The following is a 26,072-nucleotide window of genomic DNA, read 5'->3' as shown; positions in this document are numbered from 1 at the left end:
CGGAAACGGCGGCGGCCGGCGGGGGCAGTTTGCCCTCGCCGGCCGTCGGTGTCGGCCCGGATGGTGCGACCCGGAACCGTCAGCCGTGCCGTGGCACGGTCAGAAGGCCTCTTCCGGGAGGTCCATGATGTCGAGGTCGGTGCCCTCGATGATCCGCCGGTCGGCGCCGATGCGGGGCAGCACCTCGCGGGCGAAGAAACGGGCAGCGGCCACCTTGCCGGTGTAGAACGCCTTGTCGCTGGTGGAGACCTCGCCGGCGAGGGCCTTCAGCGCCACGTCGGCCTGCCGCTGGAGCAGCCAGCCGACGACCAGGTCACCGATCGCCAGCAGGAAGCGACGGCTGCTCAGCCCGACCTTGTAGAGCGCCCGGGTGTCACCACCCTGCGCCTCGCCCAGCCAGCCGGTCATCACGCCCAGGATGTTCTGGACCTCGGCCAGGGCCTTACCGAGCGCCTGCCGCTCCTCCTTGAGTTGGCCGTTGCCGGCCTCGGAGGAGATGAACTCCTGGATCTCGCCGGCTACCGCCATCAGCGCCTTGCCGTTGTCCCGGACGATCTTGCGGAAGATGAGGTCCAGGCTCTGGATGGCGGTGGTGCCCTCGTACAGAGTGTCGATCTTGGCGTCGCGGACGTACTGCTCCAGCGGGTAGTCCTGGAGGAACCCGGAACCACCGAAGGTCTGCAGCGACTCGTGCCCGAGCATCTCGTAGGCACGCTCCGAGCCGACGCCCTTGACCAGCGGCAGCAGCAGGTCGTTGACCCGCTTGGCCAGCTTGGTGGCCTTCTCGTCACCGGCAGCCTCGGCGATCGCGACCTTGTCCTGCCAGGAGGCGGTGTAGAGGACCAGAGCACGGAGACCCTCGGCGTACGACTTCTGCAGCAGCAGCGAACGACGCACGTCCGGGTGGTGGGTGATGGTGACCCGCGGCGCGGCCTTGTCCGCCTGCTGGATCAGGTCGGCGCCCTGCACCCGGCTCTTCGCGTACTCGAGGGCGTTGAGGTAGCCGGTGGAGAGGGTGGCGATCGCCTTGGTGCCGACCAGCATCCGGGCGTACTCGATGATCATGAACATCTGCCGGATGCCGTCGTGCTTGTCACCGAGCAGCCAGCCCTTGGCCGGTACGCCGTGCTCGCCGAAGGTCAGCTCGCAGGTGTTGGAGACCTTCAGGCCCATCTTGTGCTCGACGTTCGTGGTGTAGACGCCGTTGCGCTCACCCAGCTCGCCGGTGGTCTCGTCGAAGTGGAACTTCGGCACCACGAAGAGCGACAGGCCCTTGGTGCCGGGGCCACCGACGCCCTCCACGCCGACCGGGCGGGCCAGCACGTAGTGCACGATGTTGTCGCTCAGGTCGTGCTCGCCCGAGGTGATGAAGCGCTTCACGCCCTCGATGTGCCAGGAGCCGTCGGGCTGCTGGGTCGCGCGGGCGCGGCCGGCGCCGACGTCCGAGCCGGCGTCCGGCTCGGTGAGGACCATCGTGGAGCCCCACTGCTTGTCGATGAAGAGCTTGGCCCACTGCTTCTGCCGGTCGGTGCCCTCGACGTGCAGCACGTGCGCGAAGGACGGGCCGGAGGCGTACATCCAGATGGGGGCGTTGGAGCCGAGCACCAGCTCGGCGAGCGCCCACCAGAGGGCACGGGGAGCGTTGGTGCCGCCCAGCTCGGGCGGCAGGTCCAGGCGCCAGAACTCGGAGTCCATGAATGCCTGGTAGGACTTCTTGAACGACGCCGGCAGGGGCGCGGTGTGCGTGGCCGGGTCGAACACCGGCGGGTTGCGGTCGCTGTCCGTGTAGCTGGCGGCGAGGTCCTCGCGAGCGAGACGGTCGAGCTCGGCGAGGAAGCTGCGGGCGGTGTCGGCGTCGAGGTCCGAGTACGGTTCCTGGCCGAACGCCCGGTCCGCCCCGAAGACCTCGAACAGGTTGAACTCAAGGTCCCGCAGGTTGCTCTTGTAGTGGGTCATGCTCGCTGGCCCCGCTTCCGGACAGGTGTTACCGATCAGTAACCCCAACTGTATTACTCGCGGGTAGGCAGCGACAAGCGGATCACACAAGTGACGGCGATTACACAGCTTCGGGGCTCGCGGGCGAGATCAGCTCTCGGCGGCACCGACCTCCCAGCTCGGAACGGCCGCGGCCGCGCCGGTGCGGGCGCCCACGTACTCCATCAGGACCAGCGCGATGTCGTCGTCCAGGCGTCCGTGGACCCACTCGATCAGGGCCGTCTCCAGCGAGGCCAACCCGTTGGCGACAGTGCCGTGGCCGAGCAGCCGCCAGGCCCGGTCGGCAGTGGGGAAGAACTCACCGTCCCGCCGTGCCTCGCCGAGCCCGTCGGTGAAGAGCAGCAGCCGATCCCCGGGCTCCAGGCGTTCGACCCGAGGGCGGACCACCGGCATGAACCCGAGCGGAGGCGCCGGGGCCGGCGGCTCCAAGGGGATCACCGCGCCGCGACGCAACAGCAGGGGCGGTGGGTGTCCACAGTTGACGATCGTGAGTGTGCCGCCGCGCTCCTCGACCAGCGCCGCTGTCACGAAATCCTCGTCACCGACGTTGCGGGCCACCGCGCGGTCCAGGTCGGCGACGACGGCCCGCAGATCGGCCCGCTCGTACGCCACGTGCCGGTACGACCCGAGGACGATGCTCGCCAGTCGGACGGCGTCCAGGCCCTTGCCGCGTACGTCACCGATGATCATGCGGACGCCGTAGGGCGTGTCGATCGCCTCGTACAGGTCACCGCCGATCTCGGCGGTCGCGGTGGAGGAGATGTAGCGACCGGCGACCGAGAGCGTGCCGACCTGCGGCCCGAGCGGGCGTAGCACCGCCTGCTGGGCGACCGAGGCGAGCCTGGTCAACTCGGCGATCTGCTCCGCCTGCCGCTGGCGTACCGACGTCACCGCCACCGCCAACCCGGTGGCGAGCGCGACCCCGACCACGTCGACCGAGGTGTCCAGCGACATCTTCGGCTCGGCCAGGGCGAAGGCGGCCCCGACCACTGTCGCGCCGACGCCCACCCCGAGCACCACCGGCCAGGAGGCCAGCGCGGCGGCCAGGAAGGGTGCGGCCGCCAACAGCCCGACGTAGTGCGCCCACCGGCCGTCCGCCGCCTCCACCGCCGACACGATCGCGAGCAGAACGAGGGCCGCGCCGAGGCCGGCGCGGGATCCGGGGCTCAGCGGGCGTCCGCCCGGCTGGAGGAATCGCGTGGATACGAGGGACAGTTTGCCTGATCCTCGTGAATCGGTGAATGAACCTGACCCGTCGTCCGAGGAGGTTCTGACCGGCCGGGCCAATCGGGCGACCAAATCGGCGTCACCCGCCCCGCTCAGCCGAGGACTTCGTAGCGGACGGTGAGCGCGCCGACGTCGACGGAGGCGATGGTGGCGAACGCGGCCCGGGAGAGGTCCAGGCAGCGGCCGTCGATGAACGGACCACGGTCGTTGATCCGCACCACCACCGACTTGCCGTTGGCCGGGTTGGTCACCCGGACCTTGGTGTTGAACGGCAGCGTCTTGTGCGCGGCGGTCAGAGCATTCGGGTTGAACGACTCACCGTTGGCGGTGAGCTGCCCGTCGGAGTAGAACGAGGCACCACACGAGCCGCTGTCCAGGACCTTCGCCGCCGCCGTGGTCTTCTTGGCGGTCGGGCTCGGCTTCGGCGACGCGGTGCGGGCCTTGCTTCGGGAGGCGGCCTGCTGCGAGCGGGTGGCCGACGGACTGGCGGACGCGCTCGGGGAGGCGCTGGCGCTCGGAGAGGCGGCCGGCGAGCTGGGGGCGAGGCTGCTGGCGGCGGTGGTCGGGGTGAGGTCCAGGGTCGTCTGCCCCGACTGGGCGGAACCGGAGGTCAGCTGCACGGCACCGAACGTGCCCCCGACGGCGAGGGCGACGCCGACCGCCGCGGTGGCCACGATGCCCGCCGGAGAGGAGAAGATGCGGGTACGGGAGTGCCTGCCTGCCACCGGCCCGGTCCTTTCGTCGACTGAACAAACCGGGTCGGACCGTAACGAGAGAAGCACTTCCGAAGTCAACGTGATCATAGTGGTATGCCCGCATTTACCCCGGTACGTGTAGCCGATCATCCGACACTGGATGGGCCGGCCGGCCCAGGTGCCGACACGTCGACAGGGCGTGCCGGAAGATGAGCGGATGCCCGCTGAGCTGACCGACCGCCTGGCCGCCCTGTTCCGGTGGATCGACCCCGGCCCGGGCACGAGTCACCTGGTCAGCGACATCTCCGGTTGGTGGCGGGACCCGTCGGTCCTCGCCGAACTGGGTCCGGCCCTGGTGACGCCGTACCGGGCCGCCCGGCCGACCGTGGTGCTCGCTCCGGCGGTCACCGGGCTGCTGCTCGGGCCACTGGCCGCCACCGCGCTCGGCGTCGGCTTCGTGGCCGCACACAAACCCGGCGACGGGCGACTGCCGGCCGGGCCGCTCACCTGGGCGCAGAGCCCACCGGACTACCGAGGTCGACAGGTCGACCTGGCCGTACGGGACCGGCACCTCGGCCCTGGCGACCGGGTGCTGGTGGTGGACGACTGGGTCCGTACGGGCGCGCAGATCCACGCCCTCTACGACATCTGCGCCGCACGGGGCGCCGAGGTGCTGGGCGCGGCCGTGGTGGCCGTCGACTGCACGGCAGAGATCGCGGCCGACCTGCGGATCACCGGTTTGATCGACGCTGCGGATCTGACGGCTTGACCTGAAGCGCGGTTCAGCTTCGACGATCGACACATGAGTGACGGAATCCTCGACGAGGCGTACGAGCGACTGCACCGCACCGGCCCCGAATTCGAGGGGTGGCTCTCCAACCACGGGCCGATGGCCGTCGAGGCGCTGACCCGACACGGGCACCAGCAGCAGGTGCACCGCTGGCTCGATGACTACCTCGGCCGACTCGACGAGTTGCCCCGAGGGCTGCACCCGATCACCGACTGGCGGAGCGCACTGGGCGACGCGAAGCGGGCCGGGGACTGGCTGACCTACTTCGACCGACAACTACGCGAACACCCGTGGCGCGACGTGCTCGGCACCTGGTGGCCCCGACTGCTGCCGGGCATCGCCGCCGGCGCCACCCACGGTGTGATCCGGGTCGGGCACGCGGTACGCGCGCTCGAAACGGACGACGCAACCCCGCAGCGGCTCACCGAACTGGGCCAGGCCCTCGGCTACTGGGCCGCGCGCTGGCAGCCGGTCCCGGGCGCCGACCGGATGCCCACCGACCTGTCCGCGGGCCCGCAACAGGTGGACGTGGACGCCGCGCTGGCCGGGGTACCCCGGATCGACGACCAGAGCGGAGGCGTCCGTGATCGGTTGAAGCGGCTGCCTGGCGTACCCGGATGGGAGCCGGCGCTCGCGGCGCTGCGCCCCGCGCGGAGCCCGGCCGAGGCGGAGCAGGGCCTCAGGGCGTTGGTGCACCGCGCCGGCCTGGACTATCTGCGCTTCGGCCACACCGAGCCGGTCATGCTGGTGCACGCGGTCACCGCACCGACCGCCGTGCTGCGTACCCTGCCGGCTCTGGACCGGGCGCTGTGGGCGCCGAGCCTCGCCGCGGCCTGGGCCGCGACGGCGGCCATGACCTCGGTGTACGCCCCAGCCGACGGCATCGCGCCGCCGACCGTGACCGCCGCGACCCCGGCGGAGGTCTTCGCCCGGGCGGCTCGGCACGGCGACGAGCACGTGGTCAAGCTGGCCGACGCGGTGCTCGACGCGCACGCGGTCAGTGGCGACGACCGCCTCCTCGCCGCCCCCGGCTACGCCGGGCAGATGATCTGACTGATCCGAGGCGGGCGGTGCGCGATGCGGCGGCGGTACGAGGCGCACTGGCCTAGCCTCGGCAGGATGTGGCCTCGGATCGGTGAACTGCGCACCCTCGCCCTCGGCACCCCCGGCGAGCTGCGGACGACCCTCAACACCCTCGTGCTGGCCGGCGTGAAGACCGCGACGGCCGGCCGGCTCGCCGAGTACGCGGAGGAGGGCGAGGAACTGGAGCACGTCGGCGAACGGTTGGCCCTGGTCGACGACGGCGACGCGCTCGCCGGCGTCGTGGAGATCACCGGCGTCGAGATCGTCCGCTTCGCCGACGTGCCGTGGGAGTTCGCCCGGGCCGAGGGCGAGGGGGACCGGTCGATCGAGGAGTGGCGGGCCGGGCACGCGACCTACTGGGCACGGCTCGGCACGCCTGTCGACGACGACACCCAGATCGTCTGCCTACGCCTGCGGCTGGTCTCCGGCGGCGAGGGTGGGGTGGCCAGCGGCGACCTCGGCACCTGACCATCGCCTCAGCCGCGCAGCTCCGGCAGCAGTCGGGTCGCCACGTCCGCCAGCACGTTCTCGTCGCCGGCGTACCAACTGCTCTCCCGTGGCCAGTGCGTCACCACGTCGGTGAACCCCAGGTCGGCGGCGCGGCCGACCTGGTCGGCGAAGAACTGCGCGCTGCTGAGCGAGAACACCGGCGCGGAGTCCAACGACAGATAGCGGTCCAGGGTCGCCGGATCGCGGCCGGCCTCGTCCAGCGCGCGGTCCATCCGTGTGGACAACGCCGAAACGCTGCCCCACCAGGTCTCCAGGTCGTTGTCGTCACCGGTGCCGGTGGTCACCCAACCCTGGCCGAACCGGGTCACCAGCCGCATCGACCGGGGCCCGTTGGCGGCCACCACGAAGGGCACCCGCGGCTGCTGCACGCAGCCGGGATTGTTGCGGGCGTCCACCGTGGCGAACCACTCACCCCGCCAGGTGGTGCCGTCCTCACGCAGGATCAGGTCCAGCAGCTCGGCGAACTCGGCGAACCGATCGACGCGCTGACGCGGCGGCAGAGTCTCACCGCCCAGCACGGCCGAGTCGAAACCGATGCCACCCGCGCCGAGGCCGAGCAGCAACCGACCGTCGGAAACGTCGTCCACAGTGGTGATCTGCCGGGCGAACGCGGCCGGGTGCCGGAAGTTCGGCGACGCCACGAGGGTGCCCAGCCGGATCCGGGAGGTGACCGTCGCAGCGGCGGTCAACGTGGCCATCGAGTCGAACCACGGGCCGTCGACCAGGTCCCGCCAACCCAGGTGGTCGTACGTCCAGGCGTGGTCGAATCCCCACTCCTCGACCTGCCGCCACCGACGCTGCGCCTCCGCCCACCGCTGGTCGGGCAGGATCACGATGCCAATCCGCATGATCGCCAGCCTAGACCGGGGCACCACCGGGGCCAGGTCGCCGCTACCGTTCCGTCATGGACCTACCGGCACGGCGGAACGACACGGTACGAGCGTTCGGCACCGTGTCGCTGGTGGCCGGCTTCATGACGACACTGCTCACCATGTCCTCCGGCTACGAAGGGCTCAAGCCACACATCCTCGCCGCCTTCCTCATCCTGACCGGCCTCGGCCTGCGGATCGAGGCGGCGATCGCCGATCGCACGATGTAGGCCGGTTGCGCAGGGCCGCTAGCCTGCGCACATGTCCCCTGAGCCAGCCGGTGCCCGCACCCCTGCGGCTGGACGACGACGCGTCGTCGTCACCGGGGCGATGGTGCTCGCGGTGCTCATCCCGACAGTCGTCCTCCGTGAGCTGATCGAATCCCGGTCCGGTCCCGGCCCGATGGCCGACCTCAGCATGGTCGCCATACCGATGGCGGCCACCGCCTGGCTCGCGCCGTACGCGTCCTATCGGCGGCGCGACGCACTGCTGTGGTTGGTCGGCCCGGGTCTCTACGTCTTCACTGTGATCGCCTGGCGGGTGGCCCTCGCCCCCTACCGGGACTGGAGGCCGCGCCCCGAGGAGGTGCCCCGGATGCGCTGGTCACGCGACCCAAAACACGCCGGACGGTGGTACCTGACCGAACCGGGCGGTGACCCACGTCACACTGCCGTCGGGTAGGGGCACCGAGTTCGGCTCCGACCCCTTGGCGAGCCGCACCCGTCCGGGGGTGCGACCAGGGAGAGGACCAGCCAGATGACGAAGGTGACTTCACAGCTGTCGGTGTCGGTGGACGGCTTCTACGCCGGCCCACTGTTCGAGGGCGACGGCGACTGGATGGACTCGGCCGAGAGCGCCGGGTTCTTTCGGGTCACCCGCTGGGTGACCGAGGTGTCGGCGTGGCGCGAACGACAAGGCTTCACCGGTGGCGAGCAGGACACCAACTCCGAGGTGATCGCCGAGACCTTCGAGGCGGCCGGCGCGTACGTGATGGGACGCCGGATGGCCGACGGCGGCGAGGTGCCCTGGGGTGACGAGCCGCCGTTCCGCGCGCCGGTCTTCGTCGTCACCCACCGCCCCCGCGAGCGTCTGCTGCGGCAGGGAGGCACCAGCTTCACCTTCGTCACCGAAGGGGTGGCCAGCGCCGTCGAGCAGGCACGTGCCGCGGCCGGCGGCAAGAACGTCGCGGTGGCCGGGGGCGGCAGCCTGGTGCGGCAGGTCCTCAAGGCGGGCCTGCTCGACGAGTTGGAGCTGCACGTCGTACCTGTGGTGCTCGGCACCGGCCTGCGGCTCTTCGACGCGGACCTCGACCTCGCCGAGAAGGAGGCGATCGAGCTGACGCCGACCCGCGTCATCCACACACCGGAGGTCACCCACATCCGGTACGCCGTGAACGGTCGAGCCCCGCTGGTGCTCGACGATCGGGGCAGCGGTGGCGGCCCGACGGTGACCAGGTGACACAGCCGATCCGGAAGGAGACGACGATGCCGCAACTGTTGCGGGTGCAGTGCTTCAACGTTTCGCGTGACGGGTTCGGCACCGGGGAGGGGCAGAGCCTGGAACGGCCCTTCGGCCACGCCGACCCCACCCCGTTGTTCTCCTGGCGGGCCGCCACCGCCAGCTTCGTCTACCGCACCGAGCCCGGCGGCAGCCGGGGTCTGGACGACTACCTGACCCGCGACGCCGAGTGCAACATCGGCGCCGAGATCATGGGCCGCAACAAGTTCGGCCCACAGCGTGGCCCGTGGGAGAACCACGACTGGCAGGGCTGGTGGGGGGACAACCCACCGTTCCACACGCCGGTCTTCGTGCTCACCCACCACGTACGCCCGTCGTTCACCCTGGCCGACACCACGTTCCACTTCCTCGACGCCAGCCCGGCCGAGGCACTGGCCCAGGCGAAGCAGGCGGCCGGCGGCCGGGACGTACGCCTCGGTGGTGGAGTCGCCACGATCCGGGAGTTCCTCGAGGCTGATCTGGTCGACACGATGCACATCGCGGTCGCGCCCGTCGACCTCGAACGGGGCGAGCGGTTGTGGCACAGCCCCGACGATCTTCTCGACCGCTTCCACCTGGAGTCGGTGCCCAGCACCAGCGGCATCACCCATCTGCTGTTCTGGCGACGATGACCGGCGATGCGGGGCGAGCCGCCGTCACGGCAGGCGCGACAGCACCAGCATGCGATTGCCGTCGGGGTCCATGACCCGGGCGGACCGTTCACCCCACGGCTGGTCGACAGGCTCCTCGGTGACCGTCGCCCCACCGGAGCGCAGGGCGGTCACGGCGGCGTCGCAGTCGTCGGCGTAGACGCACAGCTCCCACCGGTGCGAGTGCGCCGGATCGCCGGCGTCCGGGTCGGCGGCCAGGCCCAACTCGCTGTTGCCCAATCGCAGCGCGACGAACTCCGGTTCGCCGTGCTCGGGGAACCGGTAGGTCAGCTCGAAGCCGACCACGTCGCGGTAGAACCCGATCAGTCGTGGCAGGTCAGGTGTCGTCACGATCGGAAAGGCCTCGGTGAACACGGACCACCTCCACGCCGGACAGTAGCCGCGTCGGGGCCCGGGTGGAACTACCACTGTCGATCCGGACGGTGTCGTCGCCTGGTCGGATCTCCGTGTCAGTGGTCGTGTCAGAGCCGCGTCAGGGAGGTGACAGACCGGCCGCCGATGGTAGACCGCATGACGAGCTCAGCGATTGCGGTCTCCGGACTGCGGAAGGCCTACAAGGACAAGGTCGTGCTCGACGGCATCGACCTGGACGTCCCGACGGGCACCATCTTCTCCCTACTCGGCCCGAACGGGGCCGGCAAGACGACCACTGTAAACGTGCTGACCACGTTGGTGAAGGCCGACGGTGGGACCGTACGCGTTGCCGGACACGACGCCGCCACCCAGGCCAAGGCCGTCCGCGCGGCGATCGGAGTCACCGGCCAGTTCGCGGCGGTGGACGAGTTGCTGACCGGTCGGGAGAACCTCCAGCTGATGGTGGATCTCAGCCCGGTGCCGGCCAGGGACGGCAAGCGGGTCGTCACCGAACTGCTGGAACGGTTCGACCTGGCGGAGTCGGCGCAGAAGCCGGTGTCGACCTACTCCGGGGGGATGCGCCGCAAGCTGGACCTGGCGATGACCCTCGTCGGCGACCCGCGGATCATCTTCCTCGACGAGCCGACGACGGGCCTGGACCCGCGCAGCCGACGCACCATGTGGTCGATCATCCGCGACCTCGTCGCCGACGGGGTGACGATCTTCCTCACCACGCAGTACCTCGAAGAGGCCGACCAGCTCGCCGACCGGATCGCCGTACTCGACCAGGGTCGCCTGGTCGCCCAGGGCACGCCCGACGAGCTCAAGCGTCTGATTCCCGGCACCCACGTCCGGCTCCGGTTCGCGACCGTGGCGGAACTCGACGCGGCCGCCCGGGTGCTCACTGACGCCACGCGGGACGACGAGGCACTCGCCCTGCGGGTGCCCAGCGACGGCGGGACGGCCTCGCTGCGCGCCCTGCTGGACCGGCTCGACGAGTACGCGATCAGTGCCGAGGGGTTCTCCGTGCAGACGCCGGACCTCGATGACGTCTTCCTCGCCCTGACGGGCACCCGCACCCAGGAGGTAGCAGCGAAATGAGCGCCAAGTCCCACTCGATCGTCATGTTGCGCCGCAACTTCAAGCACATCGCCCGCAACCCGACCTCGGTGTTCAACGCGGTGCTGATGCCCATCGTGATCATGCTGATGTTCGTGTACATGTTCGGCGACGCTTTCAACGTCGGCGTCGACTACATCGACTACGCGACTCCCGGCCTGATGCTCCTGGCGGTCTGCTACGGGCTGGGAGCCACCGCGACAGCCGTGAACTCCGACATGACGAAGGGCATCATCAACCGCTTCAAGGTCATGCACGTCTCCCGGGGCGCGGTGCTGACCGGTCACGTCGTCGCCAGTGTGCTGACCAACCTGGTCGCCATCGCAGCCCTCGTCGGGGTGGCGTTCCTGCTCGGATTCAGCCCGTCGGCGACCCTCCTTGGCTGGCTCGGCGCGATCGGCATCATCGTGCTGCTCGGCTTCGCCGCAGGCTGGCTCACCGTCGCGCTGGGCCTGTCGGCGAAGTCGCCGGAGACCGCCGGGCTGGCCTCCGTACCGCTGGTCATGCTGCCGTTCTTCAGCAGCGCGATCGTGCCGGCCGACAAGATGGGGCCAGGGCTCCGGGAGTTCGCCGAATACCAGCCCTTCACGCCGATCATCGAGACCCTGCGGGGTTTCCTGAACGGCACGCCGTCCGCCGGCGACGTGATCCCCGCCCTCGTCTGGTGCGTCGCCATCGCGCTCGTCGGCTACCTGTGGGCGCGGTCCACGTTCACGAAGCGAGCGTGACCGCGACCAACTCACTCCAGTGCGACCGAGTGCCCTCCAGCGCCGCCTCTGCGAAACCCCCATCGCCGAGGCGGCGCCGCACTGTCTGCTCAATGCGGACCGCGTCCGGGTGGGAACGATCCGGCCGTCCGCGTACGGCGGTGCTCGCCGCGAGCAGCCGCGCGGCCTGGTCGAACTGCTCACGCCGCAGGGCGAGGTCCGCGACTCCGACGAGCACCTGCGCGATCGTCGGCGCATGCCCCGTCTCGGCCGCCGCCGCGCAGGCCGAGGAGCGGTGCCGACGGACCTCGTCGAGATCATCGGCGAGGTACCCGCGCAGGTCGTGCGTCACCGCGCGGATGTGCGCCTCTTCGGCCTCGTCGCGCAACAGGCCGGCCGCGACACCGATCTGCCGGGCCACCTCCTCGGCGTCGCCACGCCAGCGGGCGAGTTCCGCCTGCGACAGCGCCAGGACGGCGAGCGCACCCGGCCAGGTGACCCGACTCGCGTACCGGCGAGCCTCGGCCAGCGCCGACGCGCTGGACTCCCCGTCGCCCAACAACCAGTACAGCTGAGCCTGCCGCGAGAGCATCCGGATGATGTCCTCGACGGTGCCGACCTCCGTCACCACCGCGATCGCCTCGCCGTAGTACGCGCAGGCACTGGCGAACTCGCCGCCTACGGCGATCGACTCCGACAACTCGGTCAGGGCGAACGAGATCCCGAACCGCTCACCGAGGGCCCGAAACTCGGCGAGCGCCGCCTCGAAGTACGCGTCCACCTCCGGCCCGTGCTGGCCGAGAAGGATCCGCATCTTGCCGAGTTGCAGCCGTGCCAGCGCGCGCACCCAGGGATCCTGGTCGTCGAGTAGCGGCTCCCACGCGGCCAGGATCGCGGCCGGATCCCGCAGCATGCGTTCCAGCGGTACGACGAGCGCCACACCCGGGTGGCTGCCGCGACTACGCCGGCTGACCTCGTACGCCTTGTGGATCCACTCCGCCGCCTGGCGCTCGTCGCCCGGCCCGGAGTTGAGGAAGAGCACGACGAGTGCGTACACGGTTGCCCGGATCTCGTCGTTCACCTCGCCGGGCGCCTCGGTGGCCGCCATGATCAGCTCCATGCCCTCGGTCCGGTGACCGCCGAGCCACCAGTACCAGCCAGCGCCCGCAGCCAACCGCATCGCGGCGTCCGCCTCGCCGGCGGCGAGCGCACCGCGCATCGCGGAAACGATGTTGTCGTGTTCGAGTTCGAGGGTGGCGAGCCACCCCACCTGGTCGGCGCGGCGAAGGCGTGGCTCCGCCGTCTCGGTGAGATCGGTGAAGTAGGCCAGGTGCGCGTGGCGAGCCAGATCCGATTCGCCCGCCTCGGCGAGCCGCTGCGCGGCGTACTCCTTGATCGTGCCGAGCATCCGGTAGCGCGGAGCGTCGTCGCCCTCGGCGATCAGCAGTGACTTCTCGGCGAGCGCGGTGAGCAGTTCGAGCATCTCCTCCCGCTCGACCACGTCGTCGGCGCAGACCCGTTCGGCGGCTTCCAGACCGACCCCACCGGAGAACACCGAGAGCCGACGCAGGACCGTCCGTTCGGCGTCGGTCAGCAGCTCCCAACTCCAGTCGACGACGGCGCGCAGGGTTCGATGCCGGGGCAACGCGGTACGGCTGCCGCCGGTCAACAGGCGGAAGCGGTCGTCCAGCCGCCTGGCGAGCTGGTCGACGGACATGGTGCGCAACCGGGCCGCGGCCAGTTCGATCGCCAGGGGCATCCCGTCCAGCGCACGACACACCCGCGCCATGGTCGACGACGTGTGGGCGTCGACCGCCAGATCCCTACGCACCGCGCCCGCCCGGTCCCGCAGCAACCGGACCGCGGGGGAGGATTCGATCTCCGCGGCGTCGGCGTCGAGGGGCGGCAGGGCCAGCGGCGCGACCGGCCACAACGCCTCACCGGTGATGCCCAGCGGCTCCCTGCTCGTCGCCAGGATCCGCAGCCGCCGACACTCCCCGAGAAGCCGATGGGCGACCACCGCCGCCGACTCGATCACGTGCTCGCAGTTGTCCAGGATCAGCAGCGCCTCCCGCTCACGGATCGCGGCAACGAGCCGGTCGATCAGCTCCATGCTCGGCGCTTCGCCGAGCAGAGCATCCCGGAGCCCGAGCCCGGCGAGCGTCGCCTGCACCACGTCACCGTCCGCGCCGATCGCGGCGAGCTCGACCAGCCAGACCCCGTCCGGCAGGTCGCCGAGCATGAGTCGCGCGGTCTCCGTGGCCAGTCGGGTCTTCCCCGAGCCGCCCGGTCCGATCAGTGTCGTGAGCCGGTGTTCGGCGACGAGCGCGCCCACCTGGGCGACGGCGTCGTCCTTGCCGACGAAACTGCTCAACTCGGCCCGGAGGTTGGTCTTGCGGTCCTCCTCCCGGCGCCCCAACTCGCCCCGCAGCAACGCGACGTGCAACGCCGAAAGCTCCGGCGAGGGATCGACGCCCAACGTGTCGGCCAGGGCCTCGCTCGTGCGCTGGTGAACCAGCAGCGCCTCGTTGTCCCGACCGCTCGCGGCGAGCGCACGCATCAACAACATGACGAGTCGTTCCCGCACCGGGTGCGCAGCCACCAGGTCGGTCAACTCCTCGACCAGCTCCGGACCGTGACCGAGGCTGATCTCCACGTCGAAGCGATCCTCGACAGCGGTCAGGCGCAGCCTCTCCAGCCGGGCGACCACCGCCTCGAACGCCGCGCTGTCGGTCACACCGACGTCCTGCATGGCCGCACCCCGCCACAGGGAGAGTGCCTCGCGGAGCCGCCGGACCCGCTGCGGACCCTCGTCGTCGCGAGCCTGACCGATGAGGCGCTCGAACCGTACGGCGTCGACGGAATCGGGTGCCACAGTCAACTGGTAGCCGTCGGTCTGCCCCTCGATCGCACCGTCCGGCAGCAGTTTTCGCAGCCGGGACACCAGGCGGTGCAGGGCGTTCGCCGCATCGGCGGGTGGGTTCTCAGCCCAGATCCAGTCCACGAGGGTCGCTTTCGGGACCACGTGACCCGGGCTGAGCGCGAGAGCGGCCAACAGCCCGCGTAGCCGCGCACCGGGCACGTCGGTGACGATGCCGTCGTCAGTGCGAACCTCGAATGGACCAAGTAACCCGACCTGCACCTGGCAGATCTTGCCACGTACGCGAGAGCTGCCCGCGTTGTCGAGGTCCGCCGGTCGATCCATCCGGCGACTCACCCCCGAAGGCGTACGGATTCACCGTGATTACTCTTCCGAGGCACGACGACCGCGGCGCCACCGTAACGATGGTCTCGATCTTGGCGCTCTATCGGACAGACGCCGACGACGATCCCGAGGACGGGGTCGTCGACTCGGTCGATGCCCTCCGACGTTAGGACCTGATGTCCGTTCAATTCCGTTCCACTCGCCAGCACCTACTCCGTAGCAGTCTCCTGGTCGGCGCACTGGCCGGGCTCGCCACCGGCCTGCTGCCCACTGGCCCGGCGGGCGCCGCCCCCGCTCGGGCGGACCTCGTGGTAGCCGCCTCCGTCGACACCGTCGAGGTGCCGGCCAGTGGTGGCTGGTCGACCCTGACCCTCGACGTACGCAACTCCGGCACGAAGGCCAGCCAGGACGTGACCGTGGCGTTCACGCTGCCGGCGGGCGCCTGGTTCTCCTCCGACGGGTTCGTGATCCCGCCGAGCTGGAGCTGTGACCTGCAGGGCACCGCGACCTGCGCACACGCCCCCCTGGCCGCCGGGGAGATCGCCGACACTCTGAACCTGCCGTTCGGGCTGCCGCCCGGCACCGCCGGAGACGTGGTGAGCGTCACCGCCACGGCGAAGACCGGTACGGAGTCGTCGACCGCCAACAACATCGGCCAGGCGAGCGTGCGCTACATCCCCAGCACGATGGACCTCGAGTTCGTGCCCGCCGCGACCAGCCAGCAGCTCCTCCCGAACGAGTATGTGAGGGTCTCCACGTCTCTCCGGAACTCCGGGAACTCCCCCTCGGGCGAGGTGACCGTCACCATCCCGGTGCCGGCCGGGATGCAGGGCTCGGAGACGTGGAGCGAGGGGTGGGACTGCGCGTTCGGCGACGGCGTCGCCGACGGCCGGACTGGCTGGCGCTGCATCCACAGCCCATTGCGGCCGGGCGAGACGAGCGAGCAGCTGTCCTACGGCGGGATCCTCACCTCCACCACCGTCGGCGACGTCGTGACGATGGAGGCGACCGCGGCGACGACGTTGCCGGAGACGACCCTGGAGAACAACACGGCGCGGCACACCGTCACGGTCGAGCAGGGGGCGATCATCCGCGGCACCGTCTGGGTGGACGGCAACAACAACCGCCTGTGGGACACGTGCGAGGTGGGCGCCCCGGTCGGCTACGAAGGGATCTACCGCATTGAGGTGGTGACGCAACCCGGCTCGTCCGGCTCCGGCGGGCTGACCACCATCAACCCCGACGGCACCTTCACGACGTACGTCCGCCCGGGCACTTACCGGGTGCAGTTCCACGTGTACGACCCGCACGAGTTCATCGACTCGATCGACTCGGACCTGATCTACTACTGGAACGAGACCGGTGGCGCCAACTACGGCTACACCGACTGGGTCACCGTAGCTACGGGTGACGAGGTGACGCTGGACGCGGGCGTCAGGTCACGCTGGATCCAGACCTGCTGATACTCCTCGGCGCCGCCCCGGCGCACCCGGGCGGTCCGGCCTCCGCGGCCGGGCCGCCCGGGTCTCGTCGTGGGCCCGTCGGCACGGGGGCCGCTCGACCCTCTGCCTACCGGCCCGCGGATGGCCCGTCAGGTGTTCGTTGCCGGCGGAATATCGAAGGCCCTGACCGGGACTCACGTCCTGGTCAGGGCCTTCGCAGTGGAGCGGGTGACGGGAATCGAACCCGCACTGTCAGCTTGGGAAGCTGATGTTCTGCCATTGAACTACACCCGCAAGCGGCACCACTGTACCCGAGTGGTCGAGCCGGTGCACCCAGGTACCCCCGGCGAGCTCGTCACCCCGACGCACCAGAGGAAAAGTTTCCGGACGGCAACATATGCTCGTTCTCAAATACGTCGATGGGATGTAACGTCTGCCACACCTTGCCAGCCACGGCGTGACACACCCCCTGCCGCGCCGCCAGAAAGAGGTGGGCCCATGGGACCTCGTCCCAACCTGCTGACCCGGCGTGCCGCCGGTGTCGCATCGACTACCCTCGCGCTGCTGCTCAGCACTGCTGCGGTCGGTGTCGTTCCTGCCGCTTCGGCATTCTCCGCAGCGCCCGACGCCTGCGCGGAGCCGGCCGACGGCCACGCCAACGCCCGAATCAAGCCCGGCGCGGCGGCCAAGCACGACCCGAACGAGTTGACCGCGCAGCAGGTCCGTGAACGGGAGGCCGACCTGGCGGCGGCGCAGCGCGAGCGCGCCAACTTCCGCACCGGCGCCGGCGCGACGGCACTGGCCACCGTCACCGTCCCGGTGGTGGTGCACGTGATCCAGGAGAACAGCACCCGGGCCGGCGGCAACATCCCCGACTCGATGATCACTTCACAGATCACAGTGCTCAACCAGGCCTACGCCGGTGCGACGGGCGGAGCGGTCACCGCGTTCGCGTTCCGACTCGACAAGATCAACCGGGTGACGAACCCGTCCTGGTACCCGATCGTGCAGGGCTCGTCGGCGGAACGGTCGATGAAGTCCTCGCTGCGGGTGGGCGGCAAGAACACCCTCAACATCTACCTCGGCGAGCTGAGCAACGACCTGCTGGGCTGGGCTACCTTCCCGCAGCGGAACCTGAGCAGCATGGACGGCGTGGTCGCGCTGAACGAGTCGCTGCCGGGCGGCACCGCCACCAACTACAACCAGGGCGACACCGGCACCCACGAGGTCGGTCACTGGCTGAACCTCTACCACACCTTCCAGGGTGGTTGCGGCGGCTCGGGTGACAGCGTCAGCGACACTCCGGCCGAGGCGTCGCCGGCGTACCAGTGCCCGACCGGGCGTAACACGTGCTCGGCGACCGGGCTGGACCCGATCACCAACTTCATGGACTACACCTACGACTCGTGCATGTACCAGTTCACCGCCGGTCAGGCCAGCCGCATGATCACTGCGTGGAACGCCTACCGCGCGGCCTAGCCGCTCCGCGTACAACCGGTGTCGGCTCCGTCACGACGGAGCCGACACCGTCGCGCTGGAGCCCCGGTCAGGCGGCCGTGCACTGCACGTCACGGCTGAGGCGGGTCGGGCGCGTCTGTGGCACGGCGAGCGGCTCGGCCGTCGCCGACGGGGCGCGCGGGTCCAGCCAGACCCGGACGGCCGGCCGGCTCGGCGCGACACCCGGGACACCGACGGTGTGTTGCTCGCGGCGGGTCAGCATGGCCACGTCGACGGTGAACTCGAACAACCGCCAGTCGACCTGCTGCTCGGCCCGGGCACTCTGCGCCAGCCGCGCGACCCGGACCGGATCGGTCACCGGACGAGCGTGCCCCGCCAGGTAGGCCTCGTCGTCGCTCTCCTCCGGGGGGAACGAGTGCAACGCGTAACGGCCGTCGCGTTCGAGGTCACGGCGCTTCGGGGAGTCGATGATGAAGCAGAAGAGACCCTCGTCCGTGATGACCGGGGAGACCGGGTGGACCCGGGGCCCACCGTCTGCGCGGACCGTGGCCAGGTAGCCGAAGCCCGGCCCGTACTGCTGGAGGAGAACGCGGATCCCGTCGGCGAGTCGGGGCTCGTCGGCGGCGAAATCGGACCAGGAAGCCATGCGAGCATTCTATCGAACAAATGTACGACGGGCGACCTCGACGCGCTGGTCACCGGCACCGAATCCGGCCGGTTTCGGCAACGCGGCTATGGTGGTCCGATGCTGCTCTCCGACCGCGACCTGGTCTCCGAGATCAAGGCCGGCACGCTGGGCCTGGAGCCGTTCGAGCCCACCCTGGTCCAACCCTCCAGCATCGACGTCCGACTCGACCGGCTGTTCCGGGTCTTCAACAACCACCTCTACACCCACATCGATCCGGCGATGCAGCAGGACGACCTGACCTCGGCGGTCGAGGTGCCCGACGGCGAGCCGTTCGTGCTGCACCCGGGGGAGTTCGTGCTCGCCTCGACGCTGGAGGTCATCTCCCTGGGCGACCAGCTCGCCGGCCGACTCGAAGGCAAGAGCTCACTGGGCCGGCTCGGGTTGCTCACGCACTCCACCGCCGGCTTCATCGACCCCGGCTTCTCCGGACACGTGACGCTGGAACTCTCCAACGTGGCGAACCTGCCGATCACCCTCTGGCCGGGCATGAAGATCGGGCAGCTCTGCATCTTCCGGCTCTCCTCGCCGGCCGAGCACCCGTACGGCTCGGTGGTCTACGGATCCCGCTACCAGGGTCAGCGGGGGCCGACGCCCAGCCGCGCCTGGCAGCACTGGCGCACCTGGCCGACCCGCTGAACCCGTGACGACGAGGGCCCGCCGCGACGGATCGCGACGGGCCCTTCGGTCACTCCCGATCAGCCTGGACGGCCGTAGCTGTGGATCGGGCCGTCGTCGACCTTCTTCATCTTGACCGGTTGGCCGGCCTGCGAGGCGTGCACGACCCAGCCGCCGCCGACGTACATGCCGACGTGGTGGATGTCGCTGTAGTAGAAGACCAGGTCGCCGGGGCGCAGGTCGCCCTTGCTGACGTCCTTGGTGACGCGGCTCTGCTGGGCAGCGTTGTGCGGCAACGACACACCGGCCTTCGCCCAGGCGGCCAGCATCAGACCGGAGCAGTCGTACGAGTTGGGTCCCTCGGCGCCCCACACATAGGGCTTGCCGATCTGTGCGCAGGCGAACTTCACCGCGACACCCGCGGCCCCGCCGGGATAAGTGCCGGGGCAGGGCGCGGGGCGCAACGAGCCACCGCCACCGTTGCCGTACACCTTGAGGCGGAGCTTCTGCAGCCGGTCGATCTCTTCGTTGATCTGCTTCTTCTTCGCCGCCAACTGAGCCTCGGTACGGGTCAGCTGGGCCACCATGTCGTCCAGCGGCGCCTTCTGCGCGGCCAACTCGTCCCGCAGGTCGGCCACCTCGCGGACGTCCTGCTGCTGGTTGTGCGCGAACCGGTCGAGCATCTCGAGCTGACTGACCACCTCGCTCGGCGACCGGCTGCCCAGCATCGCGTTGACGGTCGAGACGGTCTCACCCTTGTACGCCCGCACGGCGAGGGCGCTGACCTTGTCCATCGCGGCGTCGACCTGCTGTTCGAGCGGGGCAATGCGGGCGGCCAGAGCGTCGGCCTGCTTGCGCTTGACGGCGAGGTCGGCCCGGGTGGCGTTGTGCCGTTCGATGATCGGTTCGAGTTTGTTCCAGTCCTCGTCGATCTGACGCTCGATCTCCGCGACGGACGGGTCGGCGTGGGCCGCCGTGGCGGTGCCCGTCAGGACGACGGCGACGCCGACCAGTGCGGCGAGAGCGGTGGTGAAGCGGGACCAGCGTGGGCGCGGCACGATCGGCGTCGGGCCGGCTGCTGCCGACCGCTCGGACGACGGCCGCGGGGCATGGAGTGCCACCGGGGTTCCGTACTCCTTCTTCCTGACCGCCTACCGGGTTAGCTGACGGGTTCGGGCGGGAAGTCGGCGCCCTACCGCAGTGGCTGCGGATTCACCCCGAGGGACCTGGGTCCCCGGTTCGCTCGGAAACGACTCGGCGGTGTCGGTCCGTTACCGCCCGGGCTGGGCGGAGCTGCTATCGGGCCGACGAATGACCAGAGTAGAGACGCCTGTTACCAATCCGCAACCCGTGGGGCCGTGACACTCCGTACCGATCGCGTGGGGGCCAGCGGCCCGGAATGAAGATTTCTTTCTGAACAAGTCGATACATGGAAAGCTATTGACGCGGACTCTCCAGCGGCGCGATGGTGACCTGACCTCTACCCGCGAGAATCTAGGGGGTTCGATGCACCATCCAACCCTGTCGACCGGCTGGCGCGCACTGCTCGCCACCACCGTCATCGCCGCCGCGAGCGCGGTGCCACTCTCGGCGGCGGCCGCCGCCGCACCCACCGCCAACCGCCAGCAGCAGTACGCCGCCGCGGCGAGCGAGTACGGCGTACCGACCGGTGTGCTGCTCGGCGTCTCCTACCTGGAGTCCCGCTGGGACAGCAACGCCGGCACACCGAGCACGAGCGGCGGCTACGGCCCGATGCACCTGACCGACGCCCGCCACGTCGCCGCTCTACCCGGGCGCGGCCACCACGACGCCGGTGCCGAGGACCCACGCGGCGACGACTCCCGGCCCGCCCTGGCACCCGCGCCCCGGCCCGCCGAGACTCCCGGGCCGGCCGCCGCCGCGTTGCAGACCGTGGACGCCGCAGCCGCGCTGACCGGCGCCGCCCCCGAGGCGCTGCGCACCGATGCGGAGGTCAACATCCGGGGCGGGGCCGCGCTGCTCAGCGCGTACCAGCGGGAGTTGGGTGCGCCGGTCGGCGCGGACACCGACCCGGCGGCCTGGTACGGCGCGGTGGCCCGCTACGCCGGTGCGGACAGCGCCGACGCCGCGGCGGCCTTCGCCGACGAGGTCTTCACCACCATCGCCGCAGGCGAGTCACGGGTGACCGACGACGGGCAGCGAATCACCCTGCCGGCGATCGCGGTACAACCCCAGCGCTCCTGGTTGGACCGGCTGGGCCTACGCCGGCTGGCCCGCCCGGACGGGGTGGAATGCCCGCGCACCATCTCCTGCGAGTGGATCCCCGCGCCCTACGAGGCGTTCGGCGACGGGGACTACGGCAACCACGATCTCTCCGACCGGCCCGCCCGGCAGAAGATCGAGTACATCGTCATCCACGACACCGAGGCGAGCTGGGCGACGACCCTGCAACTCGTCCAGGACCCGACGTACGTGAGCTGGCACTACTCGCTGCGCTCGGTCGACGGGCACATCGCCCAGCACGTGAAGACCAAGGACGTCGGCTGGCACGCGGGCAACTGGTACGTCAACGCCAAGTCGATCGGTCTCGAACACGAGGGCTTCGCCGCGCAGGGCACCTGGTACACGGAGGCGATGTACCGGACCTCGGCGAAGCTGGTCCGGCACCTGGCGCTGCGGCTGGGAATCCCGCTCGACCGCCAGCACATCATCGGCCACGACAACGTGCCCGGCACCGTCGCCTCGACCGTGCGGGGAATGCACTGGGATCCAGGCCCGTACTGGGACTGGACGCACTACTTCGACCTGCTGCACGCACCTCGGCTGGACACCGGCACCCCGGCCACCGGGCTGGTCCGGATCGACCCGGACTACGCCACCAACCAACCGGCGTTCACCGGATGCGTCACCGCAGGTGTTCCGTGCGCGCCGCGCGGCTCATCGTCGGTGGTGCTGCGGAGCGGGCCGTCCGCGGACGCGCCGCTGGTCAACGACATCGCGCTCCGGCCGGACGGCACCCCGAACACGATGGCCGTGTCCGACCACGGGGCCCGGGCATCCGCCGGGCAGACGTACGCGCTCGCCGGACGGCAGGGCGACTGGACCGCGATCTGGTACCTCGGGCAGCGGGCCTGGTTCCACAACCCCGCGTCCGCGCCGACCGCCAACTGGACCGTCGGCGTCGTGGCCACGCCGAAACCCGGACGGACGACCGTCCCCGTGTACGGACGGGCGTACCCGGAGCAGGCGGCGTACCCGGAAGGGGTGCCCTACCAGACGATCTCGCCGCTGCAGTACACCCTGGCCGCCGGACAGCGGTACGCCGTGGGCGCGGTGCTGGCCGGCGAGTACTACCGGGCCAGCACGTTCGACGGCTCGTCGCCGGGCGACTGGACGGTCATCCGCGGCAAGAACCGCTACGCGCAGATCCAGTTCGGCCACCGGATCATGTACGTCGACCTCGCTGACGTGCAGCTGATGCCCTCCCCGGTGGGCGCGCCCCGCTGACAACAACGACGGCCCCCGGTCGGTGACCGGGGGCCGTCGTTGTACGTGATCTGGATCAGCCAGGTCTGCGGAACCCGGCGACCGGCATCGTGTTGATGCTGGACACCTGCACCGGTTTACCGGCACGTGGCGCGTGCACCATCTGGTTGTTACCCAGATACAGGCCGACATGCGTCAGGCCGGAGTAGAAGAAGACCAGGTCACCGGGTCGGGCGTCAGCTCGCGCGATGGCCTTGCCCTCGTTCCACTGGTCACCGGTGTGGTGGGTGAGGTAGATCCCGGCCGACTTGTAGGCGTACTGGGTCAGCCCCGAGCAGTCGAACGAGTTCGGGCCGGTGGCACCCCAGACGTACGGATCACCGACCTGCTGGCAGGCGGTCCGGATCGCCTTCTGGGCGGCCGAGCTGGTCACACCGTTGATGGTCGGGCAGCCCGCGGTCTTGACGGTGGTCTTGGGCATCGACGCCTCAAGCTGCTTGATCTCGGCGTCGATCTGCTTCTTCTTCGCCGCCAGCTCGTTCTGCTGCGTGGTCTGGGTGACGATCAGTGCGTCCAGCTTCTGCTTCTCGCCGTCGTACTTGGCCCGCACGGCCAGCACACCCTCGACCTCCTTGCGCTCCTGCGCGGCAAGCCGGTCGAGCACGGTGAGCTGCTCGGTGAGCGTGTCCGGCTTGACGCTGACCAGCAGCGAACCGATGTCGTGCGACGGGCCGGAGATGTAGTAGCGGGAGGCGAGGTCGCCGACCCGGTTGAGCGCCAGCTCGCTCTGCAACGCGAGCGGCTCGATCTTCTTCTGCAGGTCGGCCGACTTCTGCCGGTTGACCTTCAGCTGCGCCCGAACCTTGTTGTACTGCTCGATCGTGGGCTCCAACTGCTCCCACTTCTTGTCGATCTGCGCCTCGATCTCGTCGACCGTGGGATCGGCGTGCGCCGGTGCGGCGAGCAGACCGGCGCCGACCGCGGCGGCGGCGACCAGGACAAGCAGGCGATGGGCGCCGCGGCGGAGGCGCCCTGGTCGAGCAGACGTCTTCAGGTCGTGACGATGAGGGGGCATGGTTGCCACCGGCACCGACTCCTTTGCAACCGACCGCCGGGCGCCTCGCGTGAGGGAAGGGCCGAGGCAGACGACCCACAGCGGTCGGTGCCCCACATTAGGGAAGCTCGCAGCGGTAATCAAGGCGAGCACAGGAACCATCACTGTCGTGCAACTGCTTGCACACCAAGGGTATTCGTCATTCAACCAACGATTGCGGTCAATACATCGTCGAGAGTGACCACACCCAGAGGGCGCCGGCCGTCGCTGACCAGCACCATGTGCCGCCGCTCGCGGCGCATGGCCAGCAGCAGGTCGGCCAGCGTACGCTCCGGCGGCACCACCGCCAGCGGCCGGTAGACGTGGGCCGGCACGGGCGACCGACGGCCTCGCCCGGCGTACCCCAGGACGTCCTTGACGTGCACGAATCCGAGCACCCGGCGGGTCGACCGCTGCACCACCGGGAACCGCGACCGGCCGGTCCGCGTCGCCAGCACCTCCAGTGACGCCGGCGACACGTCGTCGGCCACCGTGACCACCGTCGACCACGGTTGCAGCGCGTCCGCCGCCGTTCGGCTGTGCAGGGCCAGCGCGCCGGTGATCCGGACGTGCTGCTCCTCGTCGAGCAGACCCTCCGTACGCGCCTGGGAGACGAGCCCGGCCAACTCCTCGGCGGTGAACACCGTCTTCACCGCCTCGGACGCCTCGATGCGCCAGAACGCGAGCACCCGGCGGGCCGCCCACTTCATCGCCAGCAGCAGCGGCTTGGTCGCCACACAGAACGCCAACATCGCCGGGCCGAGCCAGAGCGCGGAAACCTCCGGACCGGCCAGCGTGATGTTCTTCGGCACCATCTCGCCGACGACCGTGTGCAGGAAGACCACAACGCCCAGCGCCAACACGAACGCCACCGGGTGCACCGCACGCTCGGGCAGCCCGGCCGCGTGGAACGGCGGCTCCAGCAGGTGCGCCAGGGCCGGCTCGGCGATCGCGCCCAGCCCCAGCGAGCAGACGGTGATGCCGAGCTGCGCGCCGGCGATCATCAGCGGAATCTGGTTCATCGCCGACAGTGCCCACCGCGCCCGCTTCGACAGTGCGGCCAGCGGCTCGATCACCGTCCTCCGGGAGGCGATGAGCGCGAACTCGCTGCCCACGAAGAACCCGTTACCGAGCAGCAGCAGCGCGGTCACCAGCAGTTCAGTCATCGTCGTCCGGCTCCGCCGGGCGTAACACCCGGACCTGCTCGATCCGGTGCCGCTCCACCTCCACCACGGTGAACTCCCAGCCGCCCGCCTCGACCGTCTCACCGGCCAGCGGAATGTGGCCGAGCTGGGCCATCAGGAACCCCGCCAGGGTCTCGTACGGCCCGTCGGGCAGCCGGAAACCGGTCTGCTCGGCCACCTCGTCGGAGCGGAGCATTCCGTCGACCAGCACGGTGCGCTCGCCACCGGGGACGGTCAGCTCGCCCGCACCGGGTTCGTCCACGCTCGCCGGGTCGAACTCGTCGGCGATCTCCCCCACCAACTCCTCGACCAGGTCCTCGATCGTGACCACGCCGTCCGTGCCGCCGTACTCGTCCACCACGATGGCCAGGTCGGCGCCGGCCGCCTTCAACGCGGCGAGCACGCCGTCCAGATCGAGGCTCTCCGGCACGTACACCGGCTCGCGGGCCACCGCGCCGACCATCGTCGACGTCCGGGCGGCCAGCGGCACGCCCAGAGCGTCGGGCACACCGGCCACCCCGGTGACCAGGTCGAGGGTCTCCTCGTACACCGGGAAGCGGGTCCGCCCGGTGCGCCGCGACGCCTCCAGCAGCTCGGCCACGGTGGCCGTGGCGCGCAGCGCGACCACGTCCACCCGGGGGGTCATCGCCTCGGCGGCCCGCTTGTCGCCGAACCGGATGGTGCGGCGCAGCAGCATCGCGGTGTCCGTCGGCAGTGCGCCGGCCCGGGCCGAGATGGCCGCCAGCAGCCCCAACTCCTCCGGCGAACGGGCGCTGGCCAACTCCTCCTGCGGCTCGACCCCGAATGCCCGGACCAGCCGGTTCGCCGACCCGTTCAACCCCCGGATCAACCAGCCGAACGCCCGGGAGAAGGCGTGCATCGGACCGGCGGTGGCCAGCGCCGCCGGCATGGGCCGGGCCAGCGCCGCGTTCTTCGGCACCAACTCGCCGAAGAGCATGGAGATCAGCGTGGCCAGGGCCAACGCGAGGAACGGGGTGAACCGCTCGGTGTTCTCCCCGACCAGCGGGCGCAGCAACGGGGTGAAGATCCGGGCCAGGGCAGGTTCGGCCAGGTAGCCGGTGAGCAGCGCCGTGATGGTGATGCCGAGCTGCGCGCCGGAGAGCTGGAAGGAGAGCTCACGCAGCGCCGTGCGTACCGTCAGAGCGGCCTGGTCGCCCGCGGCGGCCCGCCTGTCGATCTCCGCGCGATCGACCGTGACCAGGGCGAACTCGGCCGCGACGAAGAACGCGTTGCCCGCGGTCAGCGCGACGAAGCCGACCAGCGGCAACAGCATCGTCCAGAGTAGGCCGTCGATGTCGCCTCACCTCGGCGAGGATTCTTGCACGACGACGGCGGCCCGCAGGGGGCCGCCGTCGTCGATGTTCACATCCCAGGTGTACGCGTC

Annotated in this window: 24 protein-coding genes, 1 tRNA gene and 1 riboswitch; of the genes, 13 read left to right on the top strand and 12 right to left on the bottom strand. The window is 70.3% G+C overall.

Annotated elements, in window-relative coordinates:
- Positions 1-99: 99 nt before the first annotated feature.
- The 3 genes from O7631_RS05655 to O7631_RS05645 all read right to left on the bottom strand — a co-directional run bounded on the left by O7631_RS05655 (position 100) and on the right by O7631_RS05645 (position 3,947).
- Complete coding sequence (locus O7631_RS05655; protein WP_278143309.1) at positions 100-1,956, bottom strand: acyl-CoA dehydrogenase; 1,857 nt, start codon at positions 1,954-1,956, stop codon at positions 100-102.
- Positions 1,957-2,085: 129 nt separating this feature from the next.
- Complete coding sequence (locus O7631_RS05650; protein WP_278147853.1) at positions 2,086-3,210, bottom strand: PP2C family protein-serine/threonine phosphatase; 1,125 nt, start codon at positions 3,208-3,210, stop codon at positions 2,086-2,088.
- A 104-nt stretch (positions 3,211-3,314) separates the two neighbouring features.
- Entirely contained in the window at positions 3,315-3,947 is a 633-nt protein-coding gene (locus O7631_RS05645; RefSeq protein ID WP_278143308.1) for a septal ring lytic transglycosylase RlpA family protein, read from the bottom strand.
- A 187-nt stretch (positions 3,948-4,134) separates the two neighbouring features.
- On the opposite strand from O7631_RS05645, the gene O7631_RS05640 reads away from it, so the two are divergent.
- The 3 genes from O7631_RS05640 (at position 4,135) to O7631_RS05630 (ending at position 6,258) form a co-directional block, all read left to right on the top strand.
- The gene (locus O7631_RS05640) at positions 4,135-4,686 is read left to right on the top strand and encodes a phosphoribosyltransferase family protein (protein ID WP_278143307.1); all 552 of its coding nucleotides are present in this window, start codon (positions 4,135-4,137) and stop codon (positions 4,684-4,686) included.
- Positions 4,687-4,719: 33 nt separating this feature from the next.
- Positions 4,720-5,760 (top strand): questin oxidase family protein, encoded by a 1,041-nt coding sequence (locus O7631_RS05635; RefSeq protein ID WP_278143306.1) that lies wholly within the window; start codon positions 4,720-4,722, stop codon positions 5,758-5,760.
- 66 nt (positions 5,761-5,826) lie between these two features.
- Positions 5,827-6,258, top strand: a complete 432-nt coding sequence (locus tag O7631_RS05630) for an ASCH domain-containing protein (RefSeq protein ID WP_278143305.1) — start codon at positions 5,827-5,829, stop codon at positions 6,256-6,258.
- 8 nt (positions 6,259-6,266) lie between these two features.
- Here the strand turns inward: O7631_RS05630 and O7631_RS05625 are convergent, their stop codons facing one another.
- Positions 6,267-7,148 carry an LLM class flavin-dependent oxidoreductase gene (locus O7631_RS05625; protein ID WP_278143304.1) on the bottom strand — a complete coding sequence of 294 codons (882 nt, stop codon included), beginning with the start codon at positions 7,146-7,148 and terminating at the stop codon, positions 6,267-6,269.
- Between the two features lie 56 nt (positions 7,149-7,204).
- On the opposite strand from O7631_RS05625, the gene O7631_RS05620 reads away from it, so the two are divergent.
- From O7631_RS05620 to O7631_RS05605, 4 genes are all read left to right on the top strand, one after another.
- On the top strand, positions 7,205-7,399 hold the full coding sequence (locus tag O7631_RS05620; protein WP_278143303.1) for a hypothetical protein: 195 nt from the start codon (positions 7,205-7,207) through the stop codon (positions 7,397-7,399).
- Between the two features lie 31 nt (positions 7,400-7,430).
- Positions 7,431-7,850: a hypothetical protein gene (locus tag O7631_RS05615; protein ID WP_278143302.1), complete on the top strand. Its 420-nt coding sequence runs from the start codon at positions 7,431-7,433 to the stop codon at positions 7,848-7,850.
- A 75-nt stretch (positions 7,851-7,925) separates the two neighbouring features.
- Positions 7,926-8,627: a dihydrofolate reductase family protein gene (locus O7631_RS05610; RefSeq protein ID WP_278143301.1), complete on the top strand. Its 702-nt coding sequence runs from the start codon at positions 7,926-7,928 to the stop codon at positions 8,625-8,627.
- Positions 8,628-8,653: 26 nt separating this feature from the next.
- A complete protein-coding gene (locus O7631_RS05605; protein ID WP_278143300.1) occupies positions 8,654-9,298 on the top strand; it encodes a dihydrofolate reductase family protein in 645 nt (214 codons plus the stop codon).
- A gap of 24 nt (positions 9,299-9,322) precedes the next feature.
- Here the strand turns inward: O7631_RS05605 and O7631_RS05600 are convergent, their stop codons facing one another.
- Entirely contained in the window at positions 9,323-9,691 is a 369-nt protein-coding gene (locus O7631_RS05600; RefSeq protein ID WP_278143299.1) for a VOC family protein, read from the bottom strand.
- Between the two features lie 156 nt (positions 9,692-9,847).
- Between O7631_RS05600 and O7631_RS05595 the strand changes: the two genes are divergently transcribed.
- Positions 9,848-10,792 (top strand): ATP-binding cassette domain-containing protein, encoded by a 945-nt coding sequence (locus O7631_RS05595; RefSeq protein WP_278143298.1) that lies wholly within the window; start codon positions 9,848-9,850, stop codon positions 10,790-10,792.
- Positions 10,789-11,538 carry an ABC transporter permease gene (locus O7631_RS05590; protein WP_145778250.1) on the top strand — a complete coding sequence of 250 codons (750 nt, stop codon included), beginning with the start codon at positions 10,789-10,791 and terminating at the stop codon, positions 11,536-11,538. Before O7631_RS05595 ends, O7631_RS05590 begins: the two co-directional genes overlap by 4 nt.
- Here O7631_RS05590 and O7631_RS05585 read toward each other — a convergent pair.
- Complete coding sequence (locus O7631_RS05585; RefSeq protein ID WP_278147852.1) at positions 11,522-14,659, bottom strand: BTAD domain-containing putative transcriptional regulator; 3,138 nt, start codon at positions 14,657-14,659, stop codon at positions 11,522-11,524. The two genes, O7631_RS05590 and O7631_RS05585, sit on opposite strands and share 17 nt — an antisense overlap.
- Before the next feature lie 239 nt (positions 14,660-14,898).
- Here O7631_RS05585 and O7631_RS05580 point away from each other — a divergent pair, with 239 nt between their 5' ends.
- Entirely contained in the window at positions 14,899-16,185 is a 1,287-nt protein-coding gene (locus O7631_RS05580; protein WP_278143297.1) for a hypothetical protein, read from the top strand.
- A 199-nt stretch (positions 16,186-16,384) separates the two neighbouring features.
- On the opposite strand, the gene O7631_RS05575 is transcribed toward O7631_RS05580, so the two are convergent.
- Positions 16,385-16,458, bottom strand: a tRNA-Gly gene (locus O7631_RS05575).
- Between the two features lie 204 nt (positions 16,459-16,662).
- Here O7631_RS05575 and O7631_RS05570 point away from each other — a divergent pair.
- Positions 16,663-17,643, top strand: a complete 981-nt coding sequence (locus O7631_RS05570) for a zinc metalloprotease (RefSeq protein WP_278143296.1) — start codon at positions 16,663-16,665, stop codon at positions 17,641-17,643.
- A 67-nt stretch (positions 17,644-17,710) separates the two neighbouring features.
- Here O7631_RS05570 and O7631_RS05565 read toward each other — a convergent pair whose 3' ends face one another.
- Positions 17,711-18,268 (bottom strand): pyridoxamine 5'-phosphate oxidase family protein, encoded by a 558-nt coding sequence (locus O7631_RS05565; RefSeq protein ID WP_278143295.1) that lies wholly within the window; start codon positions 18,266-18,268, stop codon positions 17,711-17,713.
- Positions 18,269-18,367: 99 nt separating this feature from the next.
- On the opposite strand from O7631_RS05565, the gene dcd reads away from it, so the two are divergent.
- Entirely contained in the window at positions 18,368-18,946 is a 579-nt protein-coding gene (gene dcd, locus O7631_RS05560; protein ID WP_030332009.1) for a dCTP deaminase, read from the top strand.
- A gap of 59 nt (positions 18,947-19,005) precedes the next feature.
- Here dcd and O7631_RS05555 read toward each other — a convergent pair whose 3' ends face one another.
- Positions 19,006-20,046: an NlpC/P60 family protein gene (locus O7631_RS05555; protein ID WP_278143294.1), complete on the bottom strand. Its 1,041-nt coding sequence runs from the start codon at positions 20,044-20,046 to the stop codon at positions 19,006-19,008.
- Positions 20,047-20,059: 13 nt separating this feature from the next.
- A riboswitch (cyclic di-AMP (ydaO/yuaA leader) is annotated at positions 20,060-20,195 on the bottom strand.
- A 236-nt stretch (positions 20,196-20,431) separates the two neighbouring features.
- On the opposite strand from O7631_RS05555, the gene O7631_RS05550 reads away from it, so the two are divergent.
- Complete coding sequence (locus O7631_RS05550; RefSeq protein WP_278143293.1) at positions 20,432-22,411, top strand: peptidoglycan recognition family protein; 1,980 nt, start codon at positions 20,432-20,434, stop codon at positions 22,409-22,411.
- Between the two features lie 55 nt (positions 22,412-22,466).
- On the opposite strand, the gene O7631_RS05545 is transcribed toward O7631_RS05550, so the two are convergent.
- From O7631_RS05545 to O7631_RS05535, 3 genes are all read right to left on the bottom strand, one after another.
- A complete protein-coding gene (locus O7631_RS05545) occupies positions 22,467-23,480 on the bottom strand; it encodes a C40 family peptidase (protein ID WP_278143292.1) in 1,014 nt (337 codons plus the stop codon).
- Between the two features lie 167 nt (positions 23,481-23,647).
- Complete coding sequence (locus O7631_RS05540; protein ID WP_278143291.1) at positions 23,648-24,649, bottom strand: hemolysin family protein; 1,002 nt, start codon at positions 24,647-24,649, stop codon at positions 23,648-23,650.
- On the bottom strand, positions 24,642-25,961 hold the full coding sequence (locus O7631_RS05535) for a hemolysin family protein (protein WP_278143290.1): 1,320 nt from the start codon (positions 25,959-25,961) through the stop codon (positions 24,642-24,644). Before O7631_RS05535 ends, O7631_RS05540 begins: the two co-directional genes overlap by 8 nt.
- Positions 25,962-26,072 lie beyond the last annotated feature (111 nt).

Source organism: Micromonospora sp. WMMD967 (assembly GCF_029626165.1).
Classification (GTDB): Bacteria; Actinomycetota; Actinomycetes; order Mycobacteriales; family Micromonosporaceae; genus Micromonospora; species Micromonospora taraxaci.
Note: the sequence above shows the minus strand (reverse complement) of the source record. Positions and strands in the feature narration are given on the sequence as shown.

Excerpts from the sequence above, each read along its gene's own strand:
- O7631_RS05640 (WP_278143307.1), top strand. The coding sequence starts at position 4,135 with ATGCCCGCTGAGCTGACCGACCGCCTGGCCGCCCTGTTCCGGTGGATC.
- O7631_RS05535 (WP_278143290.1), bottom strand. The coding sequence starts at position 25,961 with ATGCTGTTGCCGCTGGTCGGCTTCGTCGCGCTGACCGCGGGCAACGCG.
- O7631_RS05625 (WP_278143304.1), bottom strand. The coding sequence starts at position 7,148 with ATGCGGATTGGCATCGTGATCCTGCCCGACCAGCGGTGGGCGGAGGCG.
- O7631_RS05540 (WP_278143291.1), bottom strand. The coding sequence starts at position 24,649 with ATGACTGAACTGCTGGTGACCGCGCTGCTGCTGCTCGGTAACGGGTTC.
- O7631_RS05620 (WP_278143303.1), top strand. The coding sequence starts at position 7,205 with ATGGACCTACCGGCACGGCGGAACGACACGGTACGAGCGTTCGGCACC.
- O7631_RS05630 (WP_278143305.1), top strand. The coding sequence starts at position 5,827 with ATGTGGCCTCGGATCGGTGAACTGCGCACCCTCGCCCTCGGCACCCCC.
- O7631_RS05565 (WP_278143295.1), bottom strand. The coding sequence starts at position 18,268 with ATGGCTTCCTGGTCCGATTTCGCCGCCGACGAGCCCCGACTCGCCGAC.
- O7631_RS05550 (WP_278143293.1), top strand. The coding sequence starts at position 20,432 with ATGCACCATCCAACCCTGTCGACCGGCTGGCGCGCACTGCTCGCCACC.
- O7631_RS05635 (WP_278143306.1), top strand. The coding sequence starts at position 4,720 with ATGAGTGACGGAATCCTCGACGAGGCGTACGAGCGACTGCACCGCACC.
- O7631_RS05580 (WP_278143297.1), top strand. The coding sequence starts at position 14,899 with ATGTCCGTTCAATTCCGTTCCACTCGCCAGCACCTACTCCGTAGCAGT.
- O7631_RS05615 (WP_278143302.1), top strand. The coding sequence starts at position 7,431 with ATGTCCCCTGAGCCAGCCGGTGCCCGCACCCCTGCGGCTGGACGACGA.
- O7631_RS05595 (WP_278143298.1), top strand. The coding sequence starts at position 9,848 with ATGACGAGCTCAGCGATTGCGGTCTCCGGACTGCGGAAGGCCTACAAG.
- O7631_RS05655 (WP_278143309.1), bottom strand. The coding sequence starts at position 1,956 with ATGACCCACTACAAGAGCAACCTGCGGGACCTTGAGTTCAACCTGTTC.
- O7631_RS05605 (WP_278143300.1), top strand. The coding sequence starts at position 8,654 with ATGCCGCAACTGTTGCGGGTGCAGTGCTTCAACGTTTCGCGTGACGGG.
- dcd (WP_030332009.1), top strand. The coding sequence starts at position 18,368 with ATGCTGCTCTCCGACCGCGACCTGGTCTCCGAGATCAAGGCCGGCACG.
- O7631_RS05610 (WP_278143301.1), top strand. The coding sequence starts at position 7,926 with ATGACGAAGGTGACTTCACAGCTGTCGGTGTCGGTGGACGGCTTCTAC.
- O7631_RS05570 (WP_278143296.1), top strand. The coding sequence starts at position 16,663 with ATGGGACCTCGTCCCAACCTGCTGACCCGGCGTGCCGCCGGTGTCGCA.
- O7631_RS05590 (WP_145778250.1), top strand. The coding sequence starts at position 10,789 with ATGAGCGCCAAGTCCCACTCGATCGTCATGTTGCGCCGCAACTTCAAG.